Source organism: Streptomyces sp. MNU89, assembly GCF_020982505.1.
GTDB classification, from domain to species: Bacteria; Actinomycetota; Actinomycetes; order Streptomycetales; family Streptomycetaceae; genus Streptomyces; species Streptomyces xinghaiensis.
In genome coordinates this window covers 3,052,821-3,069,718 of the sequence record NZ_JAJKLL010000001.1, presented here as the reverse complement: position 1 = coordinate 3,069,718, position 16,898 = coordinate 3,052,821, and the positions used below count along the sequence as shown (strand labels likewise).

Sequence of the window (16,898 nt, the reverse complement as noted above, 5' to 3'; positions counted from 1 at the left end):
GTCCCGGAACACACCCCGGGGAGAGGGATGGCGCAGATAGGAAACCCCGGCGAGAGAGGCCGAAGGCCATCATGACCATGACCGATCCGATCGCAGACATGCTCACTCGTCTGCGAAACGCCAACTCGGCTTATCACGACACCGTCGTGATGCCGCACAGCAAGATCAAGTCGCACATCGCGGAGATCCTCCAGCAGGAGGGCTTCATCACCGGCTGGAAGACCGAGGACGCCGAGGTGGGCAAGAACCTCGTTCTCGAGCTGAAGTTCGGCCCGAACCGCGAGCGCTCGATCGCCGGCATCAAGCGGATTTCGAAGCCGGGCCTGCGGGTCTACGCAAAGTCCACCAATCTGCCGAAGGTTCTCGGCGGCCTGGGCGTGGCGATCATCTCCACGTCCCACGGGCTGCTCACCGGCCAGCAGGCGCAGAAGAAGGGCGTGGGTGGGGAAGTCCTCGCCTACGTCTGGTAGTCGGGAAGGAGGAACTGCAATGTCGCGCATCGGCAAGCTCCCCATCCCGGTTCCCGCCGGCGTGGACGTCACCATCGATGGCCGGACGGTCGCCGTGAAGGGTCCCAAGGGATCCCTCTCGCACACCGTTGCCGCGCCCATCGAGGTCAGCAAGGGCGAGGACGGTGTCATCACCGTCAGCCGCCCCAACGACGAGCGTCAGAACAAGGCCCTGCACGGCCTGTCCCGCACGCTGGTGGCGAACATGATCACCGGGGTGACCCAGGGATACAGCAAGAAGCTTGAAATCAGCGGTGTCGGTTACCGTGTCCAGGCGAAGGGCTCCAACCTGGAGTTCGCGCTGGGCTACAGCCACCCCATCCTGATCGAGGCCCCCGAGGGCATCACCTTCACGGTGGAGTCCCCGACCAAGCTGAGTGTCGAGGGCATCGACAAGCAGAAGGTCGGCGAGGTCGCGGCCAACATCCGCAAGCTGCGGAAGCCCGACCCGTACAAGGCCAAGGGCGTGAAGTACGCCGGCGAGGTCATCCGGCGCAAGGTCGGAAAGGCTGGTAAGTAAGCCATGGCATTCGGCGTGAAGATCGCTAAGGGCGACGCCCGCAAGCGCGCCGCCATCAAGCGTCGCCACATCCGCGTCCGCAAGCGGATCTCCGGTACCCCGGAGCGTCCCCGCCTGGTCGTGACGCGCTCCAACCGCCACATGACCGCCCAGGTCATCGACGACATCGCGGGCCACACGCTGGCCTCCGCGTCGACCCTGGACGACTCCATCCGCGGTAACGAGGGCGACAAGAGCTCCCAGGCTCAGAAGGTCGGCGCCCTGGTGGCCGAGCGGGCCAAGGCCGCCGGTATCGAGACCGTGGTGTTCGACCGCGGTGGCAACCAGTACGCCGGGCGGATCGCCGCTCTGGCCGACGCCGCCCGCGAGGCCGGGCTCAAGTTCTGAGCACGGTTCCGTAGCAGCGGACGTAAACGAGAGAGGTAAATCCAATGGCTGGACCCCAGCGCCGCGGTGGCGGCGCCGGTGGCGGCGAGCGGCGGGACCGTAAGGGCCGGGACGGCGGCGCTGCCGCCGAGAAGACCGCGTACGTTGAGCGCGTTGTCGCGATCAACCGTGTTGCCAAGGTTGTGAAGGGTGGTCGTCGCTTCAGCTTCACCGCGCTGGTCGTGGTGGGCGATGGTGACGGCACCGTGGGTGTCGGTTACGGCAAGGCCAAGGAGGTGCCGGCTGCCATCGCCAAGGGTGTGGAGGAGGCCAAGAAGCACTTCTTCAAGGTCCCCCGGATCCAGGGCACCATCCCGCACCCGATCCAGGGCGAGAAGGCCGCGGGCGTCGTCCTGCTGAAGCCCGCTTCCCCCGGTACCGGTGTGATCGCGGGTGGCCCGGTGCGTGCCGTGCTCGAGTGCGCGGGCATCCACGACGTGCTCAGCAAGTCGCTCGGCTCGTCGAACCCGATCAACATCGTGCACGCCACGGTGACGGCTCTCCGCGGGCTTCAGCGCCCGGAGGAGATCGCCGCCCGCCGCGGCCTGCCCCTGGAGGACGTCGCCCCCGCGGCTCTGCTGCGGGCGCGTGCGGGAGCGGGTGCGTGATGGCCCGTCTCAAGATCACGCAGAAGAAGTCCTACATCGGCAGCAAGCAGAACCACCGCGACACCCTTCGTTCGCTCGGCCTGAAGCGTGTGAACGACGTGGTCGTCAAGGAGGACCGTCCCGAGATCCGCGGCATGGCGCAGACCGTGCGGCACCTCGTCACGGTTGAGGAGGTCGACTGACATGGCGGACGAGAAGCCGCTGAAGGTCCACAACCTCCGGCCCGCCCCGGGCGCCAAGACCGCCAAGACCCGTGTGGGTCGTGGCGAGGCGTCCAAGGGTAAGACCGCTGGTCGTGGCACCAAGGGTACGAAGGCCCGCTACCAGGTTCCGGAGCGCTTCGAGGGCGGGCAGATGCCCCTCCACATGCGTCTCCCGAAGCTGAAGGGCTTCAAGAACCCGTTCCGCACCGAGTACCAGGTCGTGAACCTGGACAAGCTGGCCGCGCTCTACCCGCAGGGTGGCGAGGTCACGGTGGCCGATCTGGTCGCCAAGGGCGCGGTTCGCAAGAACCAGCTCGTGAAGGTGCTCGGCACCGGTGAGGTGTCCGTGGCGCTGCAGGTGACGGTCGACGCCGTCTCCGGCTCCGCCAAGGAGAAGATCACCGCCGCCGGTGGCTCCGTGACCGAACTCGTCTGAGTTCGCCGGGCCGCTTGAACGGACCAACCGGGGATGCCCTAACGGGGCATCCCCGGTTGGTCGTTCCGCCCGGGGCACGTCCGCCGGTAAGGTGGCGTGCGTTACTGTCCGCGTGGCGTGTGCCTCCGCGGCTATTGACTGCTTTGTATCCGTCGACCCTCAAGACCGTCACCTCTCGCGCCTGGCGCGGGGGGCGCAGGAGGCACCGTGCTCACCGCGTTCGCCCGGGCGTTCAAGACGCCCGACCTGCGCAAGAAGCTGCTGTTCACGTTGGGCATCATCGTGCTCTTCCGACTCGGGGCCCATATTCCGGTCCCCGGGGTCAGCTACGTCAACGTCAACTACTGCATGGATGCGGCGAAGGGCCAGGGCGGCGATCTCTTCGGCCTGGTCAACATGTTCAGCGGCGGCGCACTGCTGCAGCTGACGATTTTCGCCCTCGGCATCATGCCGTACATCACGGCCAGCATCATTCTGCAGCTGCTCGTGGTGGTGATTCCGCGGCTCGAGGCCCTGAAGAAGGAGGGCCAGAGCGGCCAGGCGAAGATCACGCAGTACACCCGCTATCTGACCGTGGCGCTCGGTGTTCTGCAGGGCACGGGTCTGGTGGCCACCGCCCGCAGCGGCTCGCTCTTCCCGGGCTGTGACCGGGCGTCCGAGATCATCCCGGACCAGTCGATCTTCACGACCGCCGTCATGGTCATCACCATGACCGCCGGCACGGCCCTGGTGATGTGGCTCGGCGAGCTCATCACGGACCGCGGCATCGGCAACGGCATGTCGATCCTGATGTTCATCGCGATCGCCGCCGGGTTCACCGGCTCGCTGTGGCAGATCAAGCTCTCGGGCAAGATCATGGACGGCTGGCTGGAATTCGGCGCCGTGATCGCGGTCGGTCTGGCGATGGTCGCGCTCGTGGTCTTCGTCGAGCAGGCGCAGCGCCGTATTCCGGTGCAGTACGCGAAGCGCATGATCGGCCGCCGGTCCTATGGCGGTACGTCCACCTACATTCCGTTGAAGGTGAACCAGGCGGGTGTGATTCCCGTCATCTTCGCGGCCTCGCTGCTCTACATTCCGGCCCTGCTGGTCCAGTTCAGCAACTCCACCGCCGGGTGGGCGACTTGGATTCAGGCGAATCTGGTCTCACCCGACAGCGCGATGTACATCATCGTCTACTTTGTGATGATCATCTTCTTCGCGTTCTTCTACGTGGCGATCACCTTCAACCCCGAAGAAGTCGCCGACAACATGAAGAAGTATGGTGGCTTCATCCCGGGCATCCGGGCTGGACGTCCGACCGCTGAGTACTTGAGCTACGTGCTCAACCGCATCACGTGGCCGGGCTCGCTGTACCTGGGCTTGATCGCATTGGTGCCAACGGTGGCACTGGTTCTGTTCAACGCCGATCAGAACTTCCCCTTCGGCGGAACCAGCATCCTCATCATCGTGGGTGTCGGTCTGGAGACGGTGAAGCAGATCGAGAGCCAGCTTCAGCAGCGTAACTACGAAGGGTTCCTCCGCTGATGCGAATCGTCCTCGTCGGGCCGCCTGGCGCCGGAAAGGGTACGCAGGCCGCGTACCTGGCCAAGAATCTCTCCATTCCGCACATCTCCACCGGTGATCTCTTCCGCGCCAACATCAGCCAGGGCACGCCCCTCGGCAAGCAGGCGCAGGAGTTCATGAAGGCCGGGGAGCTCGTCCCCGACGAGGTGACGGTCGGAATGGCGAAGGACCGCATGAGCCAGGCGGACGCCGCCGAGGGCTTTCTGCTGGACGGCTTCCCGCGCAATCTCGACCAGGCCAAGGCGCTCGACGAGATCCTCGCCGCACAGGGCATCGCCCTGGATGCCGTGCTGGACCTGGAGGTCCCCGAGGACGAGGTCGTGAAGCGGATCGCCGGCCGGCGGACCTGCCGCAGCAACAGCGCGCACACCTACCACGTCGAGTACAAGAAGCCGAAGACCGACGGCGTCTGCGACGAGTGCGGTGGCGAGCTCTACCAGCGTGAGGACGACCGCGAGGAGACCGTCCGCAAGCGACTGGAGGTCTACCACCGGGAGACCGAGCCGATCATCGACTACTACCGGGCCCAGGGCCTGGTGGTCACGATCTCGGCGCTCGGCAAGGTCGCCGAGGTCACCGAGCGGGCGATGGCGGCACTCGACCGCCAGGCGGCCTGAGAACAGAGAAGTACGGTACGGCCGCGGCGCCCCTCGGGGCATCGCGGCCGTACCGTTGTTGTGTACGCACGGACCGGACGGTGAGCTGATCCGGTGACGACGGAAGGCGGAAGGCGCCCCCATGGTGGAGATCAAGACTCCGGAGCAGATCGCGAAGATGCGTGAGGCCGGGCTGGTCGTCGCGCGCATCCATGAGGCGTGCCGGGCGGCGGCGGTCCCGGAGGCGACGACCAAGGACCTCGACGACATCGCCCGCAAGGTGCTGGCCGAGCACGGCGCCAAGTCCAACTTCCTGGGCTACGGCGGATTCCCGGCGACCATCTGCACCTCGGTCAACGACGTGGTGGTGCACGGCATCCCGGACACCACGACCGTGCTGCGCGACGGGGACATCATCTCCATCGACGCCGGAGCGGTGATCGAGGGCTGGCACGGCGACGCCGCCCTCACCGTGTTCGTCGGCGGTGGCCACGCACCGGAGCTGCTGGAGCTCAGCCGGGTCACCGAGGAGTCGATGTGGGCCGGCATCGCCGCGGTGAAGCAGGGCAACCGCCTGGTGGACATCTCCAAGGCGATCGAGGGCTACATCCGCCGCCAGCCCCGTCCGTCCGGCGGCAAGTACGGGATCATCCAGGACTACGGCGGCCACGGCATCGGCTCGGAGATGCACATGGACCCGCATCTGCTGAACTACGTCGACCGCAGGCGCGGCCGCGGCCCGCGCCTGGTGCCCGGCTTCTGCATCGCGATCGAGCCGATGGTGAGCCTCGGCACCCCCAGGACGCACGTCCTCGCCGACGAGTGGACCGTCAAGACCGACGACGGCAGCTGGAGCAGCCACTGGGAGCACTCGGTGGCCCTCACCGAGGAGGGACCGCTGGTGCTCACCGCCTTCGACGGCGGCCGGGCCAAGCTGGCGGAGTACGGGGTCACGACGGCCCCGGACCCCTGCGCCGGATCCTGAGCCGGGGCCTCCGACGGCGGCGGGGCCGGGGCGGAGGGACAAGACCGGCGGCGGCGCGGAGGCGTAAGGATCTCCGCACGGGGGAAACCTGATTAGTCTTTCCGGTTGCCGTCGCGTAGACTGACACGTCGGGTCACGCCTGTCCTCGGGCATGCCGTGAGCCGATCAAGGTAGCCGATTCGAAAGGCGAAGCGTGGCCAAGAAGCAAGGTGCCATCGAGATCGAGGGCACCGTGATCGAGTCTCTGCCGAACGCCATGTTCAAGGTGGAGCTCCAGAACGGTCACAAGGTCCTCGCGCACATCAGCGGCAAGATGCGGATGCACTACATCCGTATTCTTCCCGACGACCGGGTCGTGGTGGAGCTCTCTCCGTACGACCTGACGCGCGGCCGGATCGTCTACCGCTACAAGTAGATCTCGTGATCGTTTCGCCTTCGGGCGGTGCGGTCGCACGACCCGGAGAACCTCACATCCCATGAAGGTCAAGCCGAGCGTCAAGAAGATCTGCGACAAGTGCAAGGTGATCCGCCGTCACGGCCGGGTCATGGTCATCTGTGACAACCTGCGCCACAAGCAGCGCCAGGGCTGACACCGACCCGCACTGAAGCAGTTCGCGCGACGCAACACAGACAGAACCGCAGTCATCCGTCCCTCGCGCAGGGACGACACCCCCGGCGGAGGCCGGGGACCCGGCGGCCGGACCGCCGGGAGAGATGCTGTGGAAGACCTCCGATGCAATCAGGAGCCAATCAATGGCACGCCTTTCCGGCGTTGACCTCCCGCGCGAGAAGCGCGTCGAGGTCGCCCTCACCTACGTTTTCGGTATCGGGCGCTCCCTGGCCCAGCAGACGCTGGCCGCCACGGGCGTGAACCCGGACACCCGTGTCCGGGACCTGGCCGAAGAGGATCTGATCAAGATCCGCGAGTACGTGGACGCCAACCTCAGGACCGAGGGTGACCTCCGCCGTGAGATCCAGGCCGACATCCGCCGCAAGGTCGAGATCGGCAGCTACCAGGGTCTGCGCCACCGCCGCGGTCTGCCCGTCCGCGGTCAGCGTACGAGCACCAACGCCCGCACCCGCAAGGGCCCGCGTCGCGCGATCGCCGGCAAGAAGAAGCCGGGCAAGAAGTAGTCCGCTCCGGACGCCACTGCGGTCCTCCGGGATGCGTCCCGGGGTCCGCTGTCACCGCGGTCCGGCAGGTAGGACCGACCACCTCCACAGGAGTTTCTGAGTATGCCTCCGAAGAGCCGTACGGCCGGCGCCAAGAAGGTGCGCCGCAAGGAGAAGAAGAACGTCGCCCACGGGCACGCTCACATCAAGAGCACGTTCAACAACACCATCGTCTCGATCACCGACCCCACGGGCAACGTGATCTCCTGGGCCTCGGCCGGCCACGTCGGCTTCAAGGGCTCGCGCAAGTCGACCCCGTTCGCCGCGCAGATGGCCGCCGAGTCGGCCGCGCGCCGCGCGCAGGAGCACGGCATGCGCAAGGTCGACGTCTTCGTCAAGGGTCCCGGCTCCGGCCGTGAGACCGCGATCCGCTCCCTCCAGGCCACCGGCCTCGAGGTCGGCTCGATCCAGGACGTGACCCCCACCCCGCACAACGGATGCCGGCCGCCCAAGCGCCGTCGCGTCTGAGCCGGCTGAAGTAGGAGACAAACAAACAATGGCGCGTTACACCGGGGCCGACTGCAAGCGATGCCGTCGGGAGAAGCAGAAGCTCTTCCTCAAGGGGAGCAAGTGCGAGAGCGCGAAGTGCCCGATCGAGATCCGTCCTTACCCCCCGGGTGAGCACGGTCGCGGGCGCACCAAGGACAGCGAGTACCTGCTGCAGAAGCGTGAGAAGCAGAAGGCCGCTCGTATCTACGGTGTCCTTGAGAAGCAGTTCCGTGGTTACTTCGAGGAAGCCAACCGCAAGCAGGGCAAGACCGGCGAGAACCTGCTGCGCATCCTCGAGACCCGGCTGGACAACGTGGTCTACCGAGCGGGCTTCGCCAAGTCCCGCGACCACGCCCGTCAGCTGGTCAAGCACGGTCACATCACCATCAACGGCCGCAAGAACGACATCCCGTCGGCTCGCGTGTCCGTGAACGACATCATCGAGGTCCGCAAGTCCTCGCTGGAGCTGACGCCGTTCGTCGTCGCTCGGGCGGAGGCCGGCGAGAAGACCGTTCCGGCGTGGCTGGAGGCCATCCCGTCGAAGATGCGGATCCTCGTGCACAGCCTGCCCGAGCGCCAGGTGATCGACACCCAGGTGCAGGAGCAGCTGATCGTCGAGCTCTACTCGAAGTAAGGGCTCGTAACAGCTGAGGGGGCGGGCGGCCGAAGCGGGGGAGACTCGCGGCGGCCGCCCGTATCCTTGGGATTGTCCGGCATCAAATAGCGGGTGCCGAAGACTGAAGGAGTACGTCCATGCTGATCGCTCAGCGCCCCTCGTTGACCGAAGAGGTCGTCGACGAATACCGCTCCCGGTTCGTGATCGAGCCGCTGGAGCCGGGCTTCGGCTACACCCTCGGCAACTCCCTCCGCCGTACGCTGCTCTCCTCGATCCCCGGTGCCGCCGTCACCAGCATCCGGATCGACGGGGTCCTGCACGAGTTCACGACCGTGCCGGGCGTCAAGGAGGACGTCACCGACCTCATCCTCAACATCAAGCAGCTCGTCGTCTCCTCGGAGCACGACGAGCCCGTGGTGATGTACCTGCGCAAGCAGGGCCCCGGGCTGGTCACGGCGGCGGACATCGCGCCGCCGGCCGGTGTCGAGGTGCACAACCCGGACCTCGTCCTCGCCACGCTGAACGGCAAGGGCAAGCTGGAGATGGAGCTGACCGTCGAGCGCGGTCGCGGCTACGTCTCCGCCGTCCAGAACAAGCAGCTGGGCCAGGAGATCGGCCGGATCCCGGTGGACTCCATCTACAGCCCGGTGCTCAAGGTCACGTACAAGGTCGAGGCCACCCGTGTCGAGCAGCGGACCGACTTCGACAAGCTGATCGTCGACGTCGAGACCAAGCAGGCCATGCGTCCCCGTGACGCCATGGCGTCGGCCGGCAAGACCCTGGTCGAGCTGTTCGGTCTGGCCCGCGAGCTCAACATCGACGCCGAGGGCATCGACATGGGCCCGTCGCCGACGGACGCCGCCCTGGCCGCCGATCTGGCGCTGCCGATCGAGGAGCTGGAGCTCACGGTCCGGTCGTACAACTGCCTCAAGCGCGAGGGCATCCACTCCGTGGGCGAGCTCGTGGCGCGGAGCGAGGCCGATCTGCTGGACATCCGCAACTTCGGTGCCAAGTCGATCGACGAGGTCAAGGCGAAGCTGGCCGGAATGGGCCTGGCCCTCAAGGACAGCCCGCCCGGATTCGACCCGACCGCCGCCGCGGACGCCTTCGGGGCGGACGACGACGCGGACGCGGGCTTCGTGGAGACCGAGCAGTACTGAGCCGGTCCGCCTCCGGCGGGGTGGTGGTCCCGGCACCGGGTGCCGGGGTGCCGCCCCGCCGGGCGCCCGGCCCGGACGCAAGCCTCCGGGAACCGCCGGTTCCCGGGTTCCGGCGGGCACGAGCCCGTACGGACACTGACACCGGTACCTGATACGGCCGGTGCAGAGACTGAGGAGACACACATGCCGAAGCCCGCCAAGGGTGCCCGTCTGGGCGGCAGCGCCGCGCACGAGCGGCTGATGCTGGCGAACCTCGCCACCGCGCTCTTCGAGCACGGCCGCATCACCACCACCGAGGCCAAGGCCCGCCGGCTGCGCCCGGTGGCCGAGCGTCTGATCACCAAGGCGAAGAAGGGCGACCTTCACAACCGCCGCCAGGTGCTCCAGACGGTCCGCGACAAGGGTGTCGTCCACACCCTGTTCACGGAGATCGGCCCGCGGTATGAGAACCGTCCGGGTGGCTACACCCGGATCACCAAGATCGGCAACCGTCGCGGTGACAACGCCTCGATGGCCGTCATCGAGCTGGTCGAGGCGCTGACCGTGCAGCAGACCGCTGTCGGCGAGGCCGAGGCCGCCACCAAGCGTTCCGCCAAGGACACCGCCGGTGACCAGGCTGTCGCGGACCTCAAGAAGGACCAGGGCGAGGCGGCTGCCGCCGAGTCCGAGGCTCCGACCGCCGAGGCCGAGGCCGCCGAGGCCACGGAGTCCGGCGAGGAGAAGAAGGACGCCTGATCCAGGCTCCGCCTTCCGCTCCACGGCCGGCTGCCACAGCAGGCTGTACGGACGGGCCCGCTCCAGTTCTCTGGGGCGGGCCCGTTCCGCGTCTGGTGAGAGGATCTTCGGATGAGTGACGACGTTGAGCCGGGACACGTACGGGTGCGGCTGGACCTTTCCTACGACGGGAAGGACTTCTCGGGCTGGGCGCGGCAGCGCGAGCGGCGCACGGTCCAGGGGGAGCTGGAGGACGCGCTGCGGGTCGTGATGCGGCTGCCGTACCCGGTCGAGCTGACCGTGGCCGGGCGCACGGACGCCGGAGTGCACGCCCGGGGCCAGGTCGCCCACGTCGACTTGGCGGAGGAGGTCTGGGCCGAGCACGGCGGGAAGCTGCTGCGGCGGCTCGCGGGGCGGCTGCCGCACGATGTGCGGGTCTGGCGGGTGAGCCAGGCGCCCCCGCACTTCAACGCCCGGTTCTCGGCGATCTGGCGGCGTTACGCCTACCGGGTCGGCGATCACCGCGGTGGTGTGGATCCGCTGCGGCGCGGTCACGTTCTGTGGCACGACCGGCCGGTGGACGTCGATCTGATGAACGAGGCCGCGGCCAGGCTGCTCGGGGAGCACGACTTCGCCGCGTACTGCAAGAAGCGCGAGGGCGCGACCACCATCCGGACGCTGCTCGACCTCCACTGGGAGCGGCCGGGCCCGGGGGAGGAGGACGCCGGGCTGGCGGTGGCGACCGTGCGGGCGGACGCCTTCTGCCACAACATGGTGCGTGCGCTGGTGGGGTCCATGCTGCTGGTCGGCGACGGGCACCGCCCGGTGGGCTTCCCGGCCGAGGTCCTGGCGGGGCGGGTCCGGCACTCGGCGGTCAACGTCGTGCGGCCGCACGGGCTGACCCTGGAGGAGGTCGGCTACCCGGCCGACGACCAGCTGGCGGCCCGCAATCTGGCGGCCCGCAACAAGCGGAGCCTGCCGGGGTGGCGGCTGCTCCGGGGCGGCCGGGCGGTAGCGGGCCGCGGTCGCCGCCGCCACCGGTGACGGGACGGGGTGGCCGGCGACTCCGGGCGGGGCGTCCGGGCGGCGGTGATTCTCCGCCGGAGCAGCGATGAGTTTGCCGTCCCGGGGCGGTCGGTATGGGTAAACACTCTCGCGCTCCAGGAGGGCACCCATGATCGAAAAGGGCTTCACCACCTGTCTGTGGTTCGACGGCCGTGCCGAAGAGGCGGCGCAGTACTACACCTCGGTCTTCGAGGACGGGCGGATCGGGAAGACCAGCCGCTACACCGAGGCCGGTCCCGGGCCCGCGGGCTCGGTGATCACCGTGGACTTCGAGATCAACGGCCAGAAGTTCGTCGCGCTGAACGGCGGACCGGAGTTCAGCTTCACCGAGGCCATCTCGTTCCAGATCAAGTGCGAGAACCAGGCCGAGGTGGATCACTACTGGGACCGGCTCACCGAGGGGGGCGGCCAGGAGGTCCAGTGCGGCTGGGTGAAGGACAGGTTCGGGGTGTCCTGGCAGATCATTCCGAGCGTGCTCCTCGACATGGTCGGCGACCCGGACCCGGAGAAGGCCAAGCGGGCGACGGAGGCGATGCTCGGGATGAAGAAGCTCGACATCGCGGAGCTCCGGAAGGCCTACGAGGGCGCGTAGCCCGCCCGGCGAGGGCGGGCTGCCGCCGGGGCCGGGGAGGCCCGGCGGGAGCGGCCGGCGGGGCCGTGCGCCGGCCGCCTCGTCCGTGACCGGGGCGCACGGGGGTCCCGGTCACGGACGGTGCGCTTCGCCGGCCCGTACGACGGCCGAGGAGACCGCCGGCCGCGGAGCCTCAGCCGGCGCGCTGGGCGAGGAGGTGGCGGAAGCGGGCGTCGTGGGCGCCGGCGGGCGGGTCGTCGAGCCGGTCGACGAAAACGGCGACCAGGCTCGCGGGCGCGTCGTAGTCCACCGTGTCCGGGAGCCGGTGGCGGAGGTGGCGCCAGGCGGCGAGATTGGGGTGGTCGTAGTCGGGGCACGCCTCGGCGGGGGCGAGGAGCCCGATGGCCTCGTCGAGCTGGTCCACGGTGACGGGGTAGGTGCGGGTGCCGACCCGGTGTTCGCAGACGGTGGAGAGCACGGCGGCCGGCAGATAGTGCTCACCGGCGTTGACCACGGGGAACTCGGTGCCCGAGGGCGTGATCAGGCCCAGCCCGTGGGCGGCGGGCCGCCGCCACCCGGGGAGCTGCCGCATGAAGTGGTCCATCGCGGCGGCCAGTTGTTCCTTGGTGGTCCAGGCTTCCGCCACGATTCCCGCTCCCTCGCCCCGTACGCCCCGTAGAAGGTCCGAACACTAGTGGCGCGCCGCTGGGCTGGACAGCCCTTGCGCGGGCCCGTCAGCGGTCGCCGGAACCGCCGGACCGGGCTGTCGTCGTGCGGTGACGGATGGTGGCGGACGGGGAGCGCGGACCGCGCCGACGCGGAACGGGGAGCCCGGCAGGGGTACGGCGGAAGTCCGTACCGGTGCTCGCGGCTGCGCGGGGCGGGCGGGTGCTTCGCGGCGTGTGGGGTGGTCCGGCTCCTCGCGGCGCCGGTGCGGCTGCCCGCGCAGGTCAACCGCGTGTGACGATACGGGCCATGCCAGATCTTCATCCGCCCGTCGAACCGTACGACCGGGGCATGCTCGATGTCGGCGACGGCCAGTTCGTGTACTGGGAGACCTGCGGCAATCCGCGCGGCAAGCCGGCGCTCGTGGTCCACGGCGGTCCGGGGTCGGGCTGCTCGGAGCGGGCGCGGCGGTACTTCGACCCGCAGCGGTACCGGACCGTCCTCTTCGACCAGCGGGGCTGCGGCCGGAGCACTCCGCACGCCGGCGATCCCGCCACCGGCCTGCGCCACAACACCACCGGCCACCTGATCGCCGACATGGAACAGCTGCGCGAGCATCTGGGCGTCGAGCGCTGGCTGCTGTACGGCGGTTCGTGGGGCTCGACGCTGATCCTCGCCTACGCCGAACGCCATCCCGGGCGGGTGTCGGAGATCGTCATCGCCGGTGTGACGACGACCCGGCGGTCGGAGACGGACTGGCTCTACCGGGGCGTCGGCCGTTTCTTCCCCGCCGAGTGGGAGCGCTTCCGGGCGGCGGCCGGGGTGGAGCGGGACGGCGATGTCGTCGGCGCGTACGCGCGCCTGATGTCGGACCCGGATCCCGCGGTGCGGGAGAAGGCCGCCGTGGACTGGTGTGCCTGGGAGGACGCCGTGCTGTCCCTGGAGCCGCAGGGCGCGCCCGGACCGTACGGCGGACGGCCCTCGCGGGACCGGATGGCGATGGTGCGGATCTGCACGCACTACTTCGCGCACGGGGCGTGGCTGGAGGAGGGCGCGCTGCTGCGGGACGCCGGGCGGCTGGCGGGCATCCCGGGCGTGCTGGTCCACGGCCGGCTGGATCTGAGTTCGCCGCCGGACACCGCGTGGGAGCTGCAGCGCGCCTGGCCCGGCGCGGAGTTGATCGTCGTCGGCGAGGAGGGGCATCAGGGCGGCGCGGCGACGCGCGGGCATGTGCTGGCGGCGCTGGAGCGGTTCGCCGGGCGGTGAGGCGGCGGGACGGCCGGCGGGGCCTCACCGGGCGGGACGCGGGAGCGGTGCCGCGGAGCGGGGGCGGCGGTGCCGGGTCAGGCGTGGGGTGAGGCCGGCGGCCACGGGCCGTCCGACAGGCCGTACGCCGAGCTCAGCCAGGAGCTGAGCTGGGTGCGGGAGCGGATGCCGAGCTTGCGGTAGATGCGGGTCAGCGAGGCCTCGATGGTCTTGACGCTGAGGAACATCCGCGCCGCGACCTCCTGGTTGGTCGCCCCCTCGCCGACGAGGACGGCGATCCGTTCCTCGGAGTCCGTCAGGACGGCGAACGCGGCGGCTCCGGCCCCGCTCCCGTGCCCCGGTGCCGCCCCGGGGTCGCGGGCCGTGGCGGGCGCGCCCGCGCCGGACGGGACGCCGAGCGCGGTGCCGCCGGCCGTGCCCGTCCGGCCGGGTTCCGCCGTCGTGCCGTCGACCTGGGCCAGCAGACGGCCCGCCTGCTCCGTCCACGGCTTCGCGCCGTGGCGGGTGAAGAGGGCCAGCGCCTCGCTGACGGCCGTACGGGCCGCGGCGGTGCGGCGCCGCCGGCGTTCGATTCCCGCGCGGACCAGCAGGCAGTGGCCGCGTTCGAGCGGCTGCCCCAGCACCTCGAAGCGGCGCTCGGCCTCTTCGAGCAGGCGTACGGCCGCGTCGGGGTGGCCCTGTGCGGCGAGCAGGGCGGCTTCGGCGCGGTCGAGTTGCGCCATGACGCCGGCGCCGGGCGGAAGGGTGCCGGGCGTTCCCGGCTCTCCGGGGTCCGCGGGGCCCGGCCGGCGGTCCGTACGGGTGTGCGCTCCGGCGTCCCGCTTGCCGGCTGCCGTGCCGCCGAAGCCGCCGGGGCTGCCGGGGGCTTCGGGGCCGCCAGGGCCGTCGTGCCGTCCGCCGAGCTCCACGGTGATCGCCTCGCGTGCCGAGGCGATGGTCTCCGCCGCCTCCTCGTGGCGTCCGAGGGCCGTCAGCCCGGCCGCCAGATCGCTGTGCCAGCGGAGCACCAGGGGTGCCGAGACGCCCTGTTCGCGTTCCAGCGCGCGGATGCGGAGCAGCGCCTCGACCCCGCGCCGCACGTCTCCGCCGCGCAGCCGGGCCTGGCCCAGGACGTGCAGATGGCGTCCCAGGAAGATGGAGTCGCGCTCCTGTTCGGAGGCGCGCACGCCGCGCTCCGTGTAGGCGACGGCCCGCTGGACGCTGCCGCCCGCCAGTTCCGCGACGGCGGCGTTGTACCAGGCGGGGCCGGGGCTGAGCGCGGCGTCCTCGGTGATGCGGATCGCCCGGTCGGCGAAGTGCAGCGCGTCCGCGCACCGGCCGAGCCGGGCCGAGACCTCGGAGAGACTGCGCAGGACCTCCATGACCTCCTCGCCGTGCCCGCGCTCGGTGAGGGCGAGCATCCGCAGCAGGTCCTGCCGGGCCTCCTCCAGCCGGTCGTCGAAGACGGCGAACCGGGCGGCGTGGAAGCGCGGCGCCATGTGCAGCCGGCCGTCGACGGCGGGCTGCGGCAGGGCCAGCGCGGCGTCCATGATCGCCCGGTGGTCGGGGCGGCCCATGACCCGGGCGGCGATCGCGCGGATGCAGAGGGCCATGGCCTCGGTGTCGGTGTCGCCGACGGTGCGCGCCAGTCCGGCGGCCCGCTCCGCCTCCTCGGCGCCGGGGCCCGGGCGGCCGTCCACCAGCGCCGCCCAGGACAGCCGCAGCCGCAGCGGCGCCAGCAGGGACGGGTCGTCGCCCGCGTCGACGAGGGCGGCGGCGAACACCTCGTCGCGTTCGGCGAGTGCCTGCCCGGACAGGTCGATCAGTGCCAGCCGGACCCGTACCCGCTGGTCGCGGTGGGCGTCGGCGGCGAGGACGGCGTCGGCCGCGCGGTGCACGATGCCGGGGAGGCCCGCCGCCGCGCCGACCTCCGCGGCGGCCACCAGCCACTCCAGGCGCTCGGCCTCGAACTCGTACGGTGTGCGGTCGGCGGCCAGCAGGTACAGTTCCGCGGCCAGCCGGTGGGAGCCCTGGCGGCGGGCCGCCTCGGCGGCGGTGACCAGGGAGCGGGCCACCTCGGCGTCGGGGTCGGCGGAGGCGAGGGCGCGGTGCCGGACGCGGCCCGCCGCGTCGGTCACGACCCCGGCGAGCACGGTGTGCGTGGCGGCCCGGTGCCCGGCCGACGCCGACTCGGCCAGGACGGTGCCGACGGCCGGCGGGGTGAACCGCAGGGTGCCGCTCTCGCTCACCAGCAGCCCGGCCTCGACGGCGCGGCGGATGTCCCGCTCGGCGTCCGCCCGGCCCGCCCGCAGCAGCAGCTCCGCCGTGGGATGCGCGGCCAGCGCGGCGACCAGCAGCGTCTCGCGGGTCTGCGAGGGCAGCGCGGCGACCCGCTCGCTGATGAGGGCGTGCACATGCCGGGGGAGCGGGACGGGACGGCCGTGCCGGGGGAGGCGGTCGGTGAAGGCGCCGCCGAGCGCCAGGGCGAGATACGGATTGCCGCCCGATTCTGCGTGCACGGTGTTCGCCACCCGGGCCGGCAGGCCGTACTGGTCCAGCAGTTCGGCCAGTTCGTCCGGCGCGAGCGGGGGTACGGCGATCTCGGCGGTGCCGGGCGGTACGGGCCACGGGGCCCGGCGGGCCCGGCCGTATCCCGTCCCCGGGGCGGTGCCCGTGCCCGTACCGGGGTCCGGGAGAGGGCCGCCGGGTGCGCCGGACTCCGCTCCGGCGCCGGCCGGGGCCGCGTCCACGGCCTGTTCCGGCCGCTGCCCGGCGAGCAGGATGCGCACGGCGCCGCCGGTCAGCCGCCGCGCCGCGTAGGCGAGGGTGTCCGCGGAGGCCGTGTCCAGCCACTCCGCGTCGTCCAGGAGCAGCAGCACCGGTCCCGCCTCCGCGCAGCGGGTGAGCAGCGTCTGCCACGCGAGCCGGCAGGCGAACTGCGCGCGGCCCGCGGTGACGGCGGGACGGTCGCGCAGCAGCACCCCGTCCATGGCGGCGCGCTGCGGCCCCGGGAGGGCGTCCAGCCACGCGGCGGGCACCTGGCTCAGCAGCTCGGCGAGCGCCGCGTAGGGGATCCAGCGCTCGGTCTCGGCACCGGCGGCGCGCAGCACCAGTTCGCCGCGTGCGGCGGCGGCCGCGCCGGCGGCTTCCAGCAGGGCGGTCTTGCCGATGCCGCTCGGGCCGGTCAGGACGACGCTGCCGCCCGCGGCGATGCGGGATTCCACGGAGGCGAGGAGAGCCGCCCGGCCCACCAGACGGGGCGCGGACCGGAAGGCGGCTGCGGCCGGAACGGCCGGGGTGCCTGTGATGGTGTCCTCCCGGCTCGGAGCGGGACGGGACGGGATAACGCGCCG

21 protein-coding genes are annotated in these 16,898 nt (G+C 70.7%); 19 read left to right on the top strand and 2 right to left on the bottom strand.

Translation table 11 applies throughout. The annotated features are described in order from the left end of the window. The first annotated feature begins 71 nt into the window (after positions 1-71). The 18 genes from rpsH (at position 72) to E4N63_RS13020 (ending at position 11,655) form a co-directional block, all read left to right on the top strand. Positions 72-470, top strand: coding sequence for a 30S ribosomal protein S8 (gene rpsH, locus E4N63_RS13105; RefSeq protein WP_019707834.1), 399 nt, complete (start codon positions 72-74; stop codon positions 468-470). A gap of 19 nt (positions 471-489) precedes the next feature. Then, positions 490-1,029, top strand: a complete 540-nt coding sequence (rplF, locus tag E4N63_RS13100; protein ID WP_125623730.1) for a 50S ribosomal protein L6 — start codon at positions 490-492, stop codon at positions 1,027-1,029. A gap of 3 nt (positions 1,030-1,032) precedes the next feature. Continuing rightward, positions 1,033-1,416 (top strand): 50S ribosomal protein L18, encoded by a 384-nt coding sequence (rplR, locus tag E4N63_RS13095; RefSeq protein ID WP_019707836.1) that lies wholly within the window; start codon positions 1,033-1,035, stop codon positions 1,414-1,416. Between the two features lie 44 nt (positions 1,417-1,460). Further along, the gene (gene rpsE, locus E4N63_RS13090; protein ID WP_019707837.1) at positions 1,461-2,063 is read left to right on the top strand and encodes a 30S ribosomal protein S5; all 603 of its coding nucleotides are present in this window, start codon (positions 1,461-1,463) and stop codon (positions 2,061-2,063) included. Further along, positions 2,063-2,245, top strand: a complete 183-nt coding sequence (gene rpmD / locus E4N63_RS13085) for a 50S ribosomal protein L30 (RefSeq protein WP_019707838.1) — start codon at positions 2,063-2,065, stop codon at positions 2,243-2,245. Before rpsE ends, rpmD begins: the two co-directional genes overlap by 1 nt. A 1-nt stretch (position 2,246) precedes the next feature. Then, a complete protein-coding gene (gene rplO / locus E4N63_RS13080; protein ID WP_043466728.1) occupies positions 2,247-2,702 on the top strand; it encodes a 50S ribosomal protein L15 in 456 nt (151 codons plus the stop codon). Between the two features lie 207 nt (positions 2,703-2,909). Then, on the top strand, positions 2,910-4,226 hold the full coding sequence (gene secY, locus E4N63_RS13075) for a preprotein translocase subunit SecY (RefSeq protein WP_125623731.1): 1,317 nt from the start codon (positions 2,910-2,912) through the stop codon (positions 4,224-4,226). Continuing rightward, entirely contained in the window at positions 4,226-4,882 is a 657-nt protein-coding gene (locus E4N63_RS13070; protein WP_125623732.1) for an adenylate kinase, read from the top strand. Before secY ends, E4N63_RS13070 begins: the two co-directional genes overlap by 1 nt. A gap of 121 nt (positions 4,883-5,003) precedes the next feature. Then, on the top strand, positions 5,004-5,846 hold the full coding sequence (gene map / locus E4N63_RS13065) for a type I methionyl aminopeptidase (protein ID WP_230240746.1): 843 nt from the start codon (positions 5,004-5,006) through the stop codon (positions 5,844-5,846). Between the two features lie 193 nt (positions 5,847-6,039). Further along, positions 6,040-6,261 (top strand): translation initiation factor IF-1, encoded by a 222-nt coding sequence (gene infA, locus E4N63_RS13060; RefSeq protein ID WP_003956442.1) that lies wholly within the window; start codon positions 6,040-6,042, stop codon positions 6,259-6,261. Positions 6,262-6,322: 61 nt separating this feature from the next. Next, positions 6,323-6,436 (top strand): 50S ribosomal protein L36, encoded by a 114-nt coding sequence (gene rpmJ, locus E4N63_RS13055; protein WP_003956441.1) that lies wholly within the window; start codon positions 6,323-6,325, stop codon positions 6,434-6,436. Between the two features lie 163 nt (positions 6,437-6,599). Beyond that, the gene (rpsM, locus tag E4N63_RS13050) at positions 6,600-6,980 is read left to right on the top strand and encodes a 30S ribosomal protein S13 (RefSeq protein WP_019707843.1); all 381 of its coding nucleotides are present in this window, start codon (positions 6,600-6,602) and stop codon (positions 6,978-6,980) included. 102 nt (positions 6,981-7,082) lie between these two features. Further along, positions 7,083-7,487: a 30S ribosomal protein S11 gene (rpsK, locus tag E4N63_RS13045; protein ID WP_009715860.1), complete on the top strand. Its 405-nt coding sequence runs from the start codon at positions 7,083-7,085 to the stop codon at positions 7,485-7,487. Between the two features lie 28 nt (positions 7,488-7,515). After that, a complete protein-coding gene (rpsD, locus tag E4N63_RS13040; RefSeq protein WP_019707844.1) occupies positions 7,516-8,142 on the top strand; it encodes a 30S ribosomal protein S4 in 627 nt (208 codons plus the stop codon). Between the two features lie 119 nt (positions 8,143-8,261). Continuing rightward, positions 8,262-9,284 carry a DNA-directed RNA polymerase subunit alpha gene (locus tag E4N63_RS13035; protein WP_010473911.1) on the top strand — a complete coding sequence of 341 codons (1,023 nt, stop codon included), beginning with the start codon at positions 8,262-8,264 and terminating at the stop codon, positions 9,282-9,284. Positions 9,285-9,467: 183 nt separating this feature from the next. Continuing rightward, a complete protein-coding gene (rplQ, locus tag E4N63_RS13030; protein WP_125623734.1) occupies positions 9,468-10,019 on the top strand; it encodes a 50S ribosomal protein L17 in 552 nt (183 codons plus the stop codon). A 111-nt stretch (positions 10,020-10,130) separates the two neighbouring features. After that, positions 10,131-11,042 carry a tRNA pseudouridine(38-40) synthase TruA gene (gene truA / locus E4N63_RS13025; protein WP_230240745.1) on the top strand — a complete coding sequence of 304 codons (912 nt, stop codon included), beginning with the start codon at positions 10,131-10,133 and terminating at the stop codon, positions 11,040-11,042. Between the two features lie 130 nt (positions 11,043-11,172). After that, positions 11,173-11,655, top strand: coding sequence for a VOC family protein (locus tag E4N63_RS13020; RefSeq protein WP_228429317.1), 483 nt, complete (start codon positions 11,173-11,175; stop codon positions 11,653-11,655). 172 nt (positions 11,656-11,827) lie between these two features. Here E4N63_RS13020 and E4N63_RS13015 read toward each other — a convergent pair whose 3' ends face one another. Next, positions 11,828-12,280 (bottom strand): hypothetical protein, encoded by a 453-nt coding sequence (locus E4N63_RS13015; RefSeq protein ID WP_125626795.1) that lies wholly within the window; start codon positions 12,278-12,280, stop codon positions 11,828-11,830. 329 nt (positions 12,281-12,609) lie between these two features. Here E4N63_RS13015 and pip point away from each other — a divergent pair, with 329 nt between their 5' ends. Next, positions 12,610-13,566, top strand: a complete 957-nt coding sequence (gene pip / locus E4N63_RS13010; protein WP_230240744.1) for a prolyl aminopeptidase — start codon at positions 12,610-12,612, stop codon at positions 13,564-13,566. Between the two features lie 77 nt (positions 13,567-13,643). On the opposite strand, the gene E4N63_RS13005 is transcribed toward pip, so the two are convergent. After that, complete coding sequence (locus tag E4N63_RS13005; protein WP_374112755.1) at positions 13,644-16,796, bottom strand: AAA family ATPase; 3,153 nt, start codon at positions 16,794-16,796, stop codon at positions 13,644-13,646. Positions 16,797-16,898: the final 102 nt, after the last annotated feature.